The sequence below is a fragment of the Pseudomonas sp. NMI760_13 genome (assembly GCF_021283245.1).
Classification (GTDB): domain Bacteria; phylum Pseudomonadota; class Gammaproteobacteria; order Pseudomonadales; family Pseudomonadaceae; genus Aquipseudomonas; species Aquipseudomonas peradeniyensis.
Genome location: NZ_JAJSRC010000028.1, coordinates 88,602 through 94,880, shown reverse-complemented (window position 1 = coordinate 94,880; position 6,279 = coordinate 88,602). Strand labels below are relative to the sequence as shown.

General features: G+C 58.9%; 6 protein-coding genes, 1 tRNA gene and 1 pseudogene. 4 read left to right on the top strand and 4 right to left on the bottom strand.

The window, feature by feature from the left end; translation table 11 throughout:
• The 4 genes and pseudogenes from LU671_RS23500 to LU671_RS23485 form a co-directional block, all read left to right on the top strand.
• Window positions 1–1,013: pseudogene (locus tag LU671_RS23500) on the top strand (hypothetical protein); the annotation flags it as partial.
• Window positions 1,010–1,825 carry a DUF6708 domain-containing protein gene (locus LU671_RS29475; RefSeq protein ID WP_269806799.1) on the top strand — a complete coding sequence of 272 codons (816 nt, stop codon included), beginning with the start codon at window positions 1,010–1,012 and terminating at the stop codon, window positions 1,823–1,825. The pseudogene LU671_RS23500 and the gene LU671_RS29475, both read left to right, overlap by 4 nt.
• A 46-nt stretch (window positions 1,826–1,871) precedes the next feature.
• Window positions 1,872–2,687 carry a DUF6708 domain-containing protein gene (locus tag LU671_RS23490; RefSeq protein WP_232857046.1) on the top strand — a complete coding sequence of 272 codons (816 nt, stop codon included), beginning with the start codon at window positions 1,872–1,874 and terminating at the stop codon, window positions 2,685–2,687.
• The gene (locus LU671_RS23485; RefSeq protein WP_186734712.1) at window positions 2,684–2,941 is read left to right on the top strand and encodes a PAAR domain-containing protein; all 258 of its coding nucleotides are present in this window, start codon (window positions 2,684–2,686) and stop codon (window positions 2,939–2,941) included. The genes LU671_RS23490 and LU671_RS23485 overlap by 4 nt, the downstream gene beginning before the upstream one ends.
• 121 nt (window positions 2,942–3,062) lie before the next feature.
• Here the strand turns inward: LU671_RS23485 and LU671_RS23480 are convergent.
• From LU671_RS23480 to gacA, 4 genes are all read right to left on the bottom strand, one after another.
• Window positions 3,063–3,138: transfer RNA gene (locus tag LU671_RS23480), tRNA-Gly, on the bottom strand.
• Window positions 3,139–3,202: 64 nt separating this feature from the next.
• Window positions 3,203–3,763: a CDP-diacylglycerol--glycerol-3-phosphate 3-phosphatidyltransferase gene (gene pgsA, locus LU671_RS23475; RefSeq protein ID WP_028692524.1), complete on the bottom strand. Its 561-nt coding sequence runs from the start codon at window positions 3,761–3,763 to the stop codon at window positions 3,203–3,205.
• Between the two features lie 33 nt (window positions 3,764–3,796).
• Window positions 3,797–5,620, bottom strand: a complete 1,824-nt coding sequence (uvrC, locus tag LU671_RS23470; protein WP_198745421.1) for an excinuclease ABC subunit UvrC — start codon at window positions 5,618–5,620, stop codon at window positions 3,797–3,799.
• Window positions 5,621–5,629: 9 nt separating this feature from the next.
• On the bottom strand, window positions 5,630–6,268 hold the full coding sequence (gacA, locus tag LU671_RS23465) for a response regulator transcription factor GacA (protein WP_232857045.1): 639 nt from the start codon (window positions 6,266–6,268) through the stop codon (window positions 5,630–5,632).
• Window positions 6,269–6,279: the final 11 nt, after the last annotated feature.

Below are 6,279 nucleotides of genomic sequence, written 5' to 3'. Positions count from 1 at the left end.
CGCTGGGCTTGATCATCAGGACCGGCGCCACGCAGATCAACACCAGGATACCCATGACACCTGCGGGGACGGCACGGGCGGTCACGACCATCAAGATGGGGCGGGCAACCGTCAGGATAGGTGCCGTCATGGGGGCCGTAGCCGGTATTTACGATACGGCGCAAGCGGTCTTTGCCTTAAAGCGAACATGGGCGAACGGGGACGAAAGCGCCATGTACGCTTATAAATTTACAGTAGCACTATCGATTGCCGGAGCATTTTATTCCGTCTATGCAGTATTTAGTCCAGTACTGATAGGCCCTTTAGGCATAGCAATCATCCTTGCTACGGCTGCGTACGGTGCTAGCAATTGGGCAGCAAACAGAGAATCGAGCCCAATAGAACGTTGGGCAAGGCGGTGTTATTTCGGCAAAGCCAATGAAAGCCCTGCCATTCATTGGGAATACCCCGAACATGCGGATATCGCTTTTGCAGCATTAAACGCCGCCACATTAGGTGTTGAAGCGGGTCTGAATTTCGAAACCCAAAGAGCCGACCCCACGCTCACGGCTAAAATCGGATGGATTGCCCAAGCGGCCACCGAACAAAAGCTGACATTCAAGATCCTCCTCCCCAACATTAATGCCTCCAGCTACAGCTATCACTGGTCCCTGACCGTTCATCGACATGGCGATGGGGTTCCGTCCAACTACACAAGCGGAGAAACAATCGCCTCAGGGTCCCATGAGGTTTTACACCCACTGCCAACTTCACAGAAAAAGCCGTCGTCGCGCCCCTCTCACAAAGTTAAAGACTACAGAGCAGATACCCTCAGCCAAAAAACCAGTAAAAAATCTGCAGTATTGCGCTCCGGGGGCTCCACTACCACCGAGTTCATAAACGGACATATAGAACTCACCCCAAGCCTTGGCAGGCACAGCATACAGACTGCAACTTTAAACGTCACTTACTGGCCAGATCGTAATTCCCCAGAGGCCTATGCACACTTAGAAATCCAGGCGATCAACGAATGACCAAAACCAATGAATATCTACCTCGCCACCCCATTGGCTGGAAGTATGACCTACCTCTTCCCACCGAAGAACCACCCCAATCATTCAACCCGGCTCTGCTACCGCCCACACCAAATCAAATAAATGACACTTACATGGAAGTATCCAGAGCAACTTTGAGCACCAGAGGCCTTGGCAGCATCGGCGGAAGTGCAACATTACTACTTATCCTTCTAGCAAACTTACCGTTCATCTATGACTCAATCACAAATAGCAGCGAAATAAACACAGACTTCATCCTTCTAGGATATCTAATTATAATTGCATTATGCTGGATAATTATACCCTATATCCGTATAGACCTAGAACTACCGCGCGACGAACCAATACGTTTCAACCGTTCACGCCAGAAAGTCTACTTCTATCAATATAGATTTGATCGCATCAGCGTGTTCAGCCGAAAAAAATGGGGGATCCACCCTGTGGCATACGACTGGAAAGATCTTACCGCCGAAGTCTGTAGTGTCTACGCCCCCATGGGTAATGGTGGAGTCGTCGAAAAAGTTCTTTTCGCAGTCCGCAAACCAGGTGCCGACGAAATTATCGACCGTCTCTTCCTTACCCATAATATCGAGGTTGGAACGCGATACTGGGAGATCATCAGACTGTTCATGCAACAGGGCCCAGACGCCCTTCCCACCTTTGTTCGCCCACCCCGCGATTGGGACAATGACTTCGAACTCACCCCCATTCGCCGACTGGCCCCCAGGGTGCAATGGCCGGAAGCGATAGACCGAGAGTCCCGTACCGGTCCCACAGGAGACCCCACGTGAGATCGATTGCGTGTACAGCCCATCAGGAATTCATGGAACTCTGTCAATGACCATTAATAACAATACGCTACCTCACCGGGGCCTAGGGTGGAAATACAATCTACCTCTACCCAATGAAAAGCCCACACAAAATCTCAACGCAGTCGTGCTCCCCCCAACGCCAAACAAAATAAATGAAACCTACATGGAAGTACCCAGATCCACACTAAGAGTTAGAGGCATCGGCCTCATCGGCGGAAGCATAGTTCTGTTGACAGGGCTACTACCAATACTATCTTTAATATACATAACGGCATTCGAAAGGGTGAGAATTGAACTGGATTTCACCATAATAAGCCTAACCGCGCTGACAGCTATATATTGGTTGACCATTCCTATCGTACGCTTAGACGCTGAACTACCGCGCGACGAGCCGATCCGCTTCAACCGACTACGACAAAAAGTTTACTTTTACGAATACAAGCAAGACAAGGTTCGAATATTCAGCAAAAAGCACTGGGGGGTACGCCCTGTCGTTTATAACTGGAGCGACCTCATCGCCGAGGTCTATAGCCTTTATGCGCCGATGGGCAACGGCGGACTCGTTGAGAATATCGTCATCGCCGTACGCAAGACAGGTACCAACGAAATAATCGACCGCCTGTTCTTCAGTCATGACCTTGAGGATGGCAAGCAATACTGGGAGATCATCAGACTCTTCATGCAACAGGGCCCCAACGCCCTTCCCACCTTCGTTCGCCCACCCCGCGATTGGGACAATGACTTCGAACTCACCCCCATTCGCCGATTGGCCCCCAGGGTGCAATGGCCGGAAGCGATAGACCGTGAATCCCGTACTGGCCCTGCAGGAGAACCCACATGAAACCAGTCGTCCTTGTAGGCCACCTGCACGAGTGCCCGCTGCATGGCGCGGGTGTGGTGGAAACCGGCTGTGAAACCTATCAGTTCAATGGCAAACCCGTTGCCCGGGTCGGGGACCGTATCAGCTGTGGGGCGCTGATCGAAACGGGGGCCACGCACTTTCTCATCGATGGCAAGTGCGTTGCACGCCAGGGCGATCGCACCAGTCATGGTGGCACGCTTGTCGAGGGGGACTCGGGGTGGCTTCTCGACTGACAGGTGCTTGTGCCTTGGGGCAAGAGACGCCATGAACCTGCAACCACCAAATCCCAGGCACAAAAAAAGAGGCCTTTCGGCCTCTTCTTTGTGATCCCAGCGACGCACTGTGGATCGAATCTGGAGCGGGAAACGAGACTCGAACTCGCGACCCCGACCTTGGCAAGGTCGTGCTCTACCAACTGAGCTATTCCCGCGTCGTGATGGGTGCCATTCTAGCGATTTCCAGAACGGCGTCAACCCCTTGATTCAAAAAAACTTTTACTTCTGCTCCGAACCTTCGCGCAGGTGCGGCCAGGCGGCCAGCAGGTAGTGCACCATCGAGATCAGGGTCAGGCCCGCCGCCACCAGCAGCAGCCCATAGCCCAGCACCACCCAGAAGGTCAGCAGCGGCGGGTTGGCCAGCAGGATCACCAGCGCCAGCATCTGCGCGGCGGTCTTCCACTTGCCCAGGTTCGACACCGCCACGTGGGCGCGGGCGCCGAGTTCGGCCATCCACTCGCGCAGCGCCGAGACGACGATCTCGCGGCCGATGATCACCGCCGCCGGCAATGTCAGCCAGAAGTTGGCGTGCACCTGCACCAGCAGGACCAGGGCCACGGCGACCATCAGCTTGTCGGCCACCGGGTCGAGGAAGGCGCCGAACGGGGTGCTCTGCTGCAACCGACGCGCCAGGTAGCCGTCGAGCCAGTCGGTGGCGGCGGCGATGGCGAACACCGTGCTGGCGGCCATGTAGCTCCAGTGATAGGGCACATAGAACAGCAGGATGAAGATCGGGATGAGCAGGACGCGTAGAACGGTGAGCAGGTTTGGAATATTCATCGGTACGACTGGCTGCGAGTTGAACCCGGCATTCTACTCGCTATGCAGGCTGGCATAAATCGACTCGGCAAGCTTTTTACTGATGCCGGGGGCTTTGGCGATTTCGTCGATACTGGCGCGGTTGAGCTCCTGCAGGCCGCCGAAATGTTTCAGCAGGTCGCGACGGCGCTTGGGCCCAACCCCGGCGACGTCCTCCAGGCTCGAGGTGCGCCGGGCCTTACCGCGCCGGGCGCGGTGGCCGGTGATGGCAAAGCGGTGGGCTTCGTCGCGGATCTGCTGGATCAGGTGCAAGGCCGGCGAGTCGCCCTTGAGGGTGAACTCGTGGGCCACGTCGTTCAGGTACAGGGTCTCGAAACCGGCCTTGCGGGTAACGCCCTTGGCCACCCCCAGCAGTGTCAGGTCAGCAAAGCCCAGTTCCTGCATCACGTCGCGGGCCATGTTCAGCTGGCCCTTGCCGCCGTCCACCAGCAGCACGTCAGGCAGCTTGCCCTCGCCGTCCTTGATCCGCCCATAGCGGCGCTGCAAGGCCTGGTGCATGGCCGCGTAGTCGTCGCCAGCGGTGACGCCTTCGATGTTGAAGCGGCGGTAGTCGGACTTGAGCGGGCCTTCGGGGCCGAACACTACGCAGCTGGCCACGGTGGCCTCGCCGCTGGAGTGGCTGATGTCGTAGCACTCCAGGCGCTGCGGCACCTCGTCCAGGTCGAGCACCTGGGCCAGCGCCTCGAAGCGCGCGGCCATGTGCTGGCGGTTGGCCAGGCGGGCGTTGAGGGCCTGCTCGGCGTTGGTCACCGCCAACTGCTGCCAGCGCGCGCGGGTGCCGCGCACCCGGTGGCTGATGCTGATCTCGCGGCCGCGCAGGGTCTGCAGCGCCTCGCTGATGGCGGCGAAGTCGTCGTGCACCACGTTGACGATCAGCTCGCCCGGCAGCTCGCGCTCGGCGTTGCCCAGGTAGTACTGGGAGAGGAACGCGGCCATGACCTCGGCCACCTCCTCCTCGATGCCCACCTGGGGGAAGAAGTTCTTGCTGCCCAGCACCCGGCCGCCACGCACGCTGATCAGGTGCACGCAGGCGCCGCCCGGGTTGACGAAGGCCGCCACCACGTCGACGTCGCCGGAGCCGCCCTCCATGTACTGCTGGTCCTGGACCCGGCGCAGCAGGGCGATCTGGTCGCGCAGCTCGGCGGCCTTCTCGAAGTTCAGGGCCATGGCGGCCTTTTCCATCTCGGCGCTGAGCTCGTTGCCCAGCTGCTGGCTGCGGCCTTCGAGGAACATCACCGAGTGGCGCACGTCCTCGGCGTATTCCTCGGCGGCGACCAGCCCCACGCACGGTCCCTTGCAGCGCTTGATCTGGTACTGCAGGCACGGGCGGGTGCGGTTGGCGTAGTAGCTGTCCTCGCACTGGCGTACCGAGAACGCCTTCTGCAACAGGCTCAGGCTCTCGCGGATGGCGCCGGCGCTGGGGTACGGGCCGAAATAGCGGCCCTTGGCCTTCTTCGCGCCGCGGTGGATGCCCAGGCGCGGGAACTCACCGTCGGACAGGAACACGTACGGGTAGGACTTATCGTCGCGCAGCAGGATGTTGTAGGGCGGTCGCCATTCCTTGATCAGCGTCTGCTCGAGCAGCAGCGCCTCGGTCTCGTTGGCGGTGATGGTGGTTTCGACCTGGGCGATGCGCCCCACCAGGGCAGCCGTCTTCGGCGCCAGCCCGGTCTTGCGGAAATAGCTGGCCAGGCGCTTCTTGAGGTTCTTGGCCTTGCCCACGTACAGCAGCCGGGCCTCGGCGTCGAACATCCGGTACACGCCCGGGCGACCGCTGCAGGTCGCCAGGAACGCGCTTGCATCAAAAGGTTGTGACATGAGGTGTGCTTACAGACTTGCGTCGACCATACCGTGGCGGACGGCCAGCAAGGTCAGTTCGACGTCGCTGGTGACCGAGAGTTTTTCGAAGATTCGATAACGGTAAGTATTGACGGTCTTGGGGGACAGACACAACTTGTCAGAGATGATCTGCACTTTCTGGCAGCCGACGATCATCAGCGCAATCTGGATTTCCCGCTCGGACAGCGCATCGAACGGCGAGCCCTGGGGCTGGAACGACTTGAGCGCCAGCTGCTGGGCAATCTGCGGGCTGATGTAGCGCTGGCCGGCGAAGGCCAGGCGGATCGCCTGGACCATTTCGTCGAGCCCGGCACCCTTGGTGAGGTAGCCCGCAGCACCCGCCTGCAACAGGCGGGTGGGGAACGGGTATTCCTCGCACACGGTCACCGCGACCACCTTGATGTCCGGATGGCTGCGCAACAACTTGCGCGTGGCTTCCAGACCACCGATCCCTGGCATCTTCACGTCCATCAGGACCACGTCCGGCTTGAGCTCACGGGCCAGCTTGAGGGCGGACTCGCCGGAGTCCGCCTCCCCCACCACCTGCAGCCCGTCGATGTCGGCCAGCATGCGTGTGATGCCGGTACGCACCAGATCGTGATCGTCGACCACCAGGACCCTAATCAAGCAGACACCTC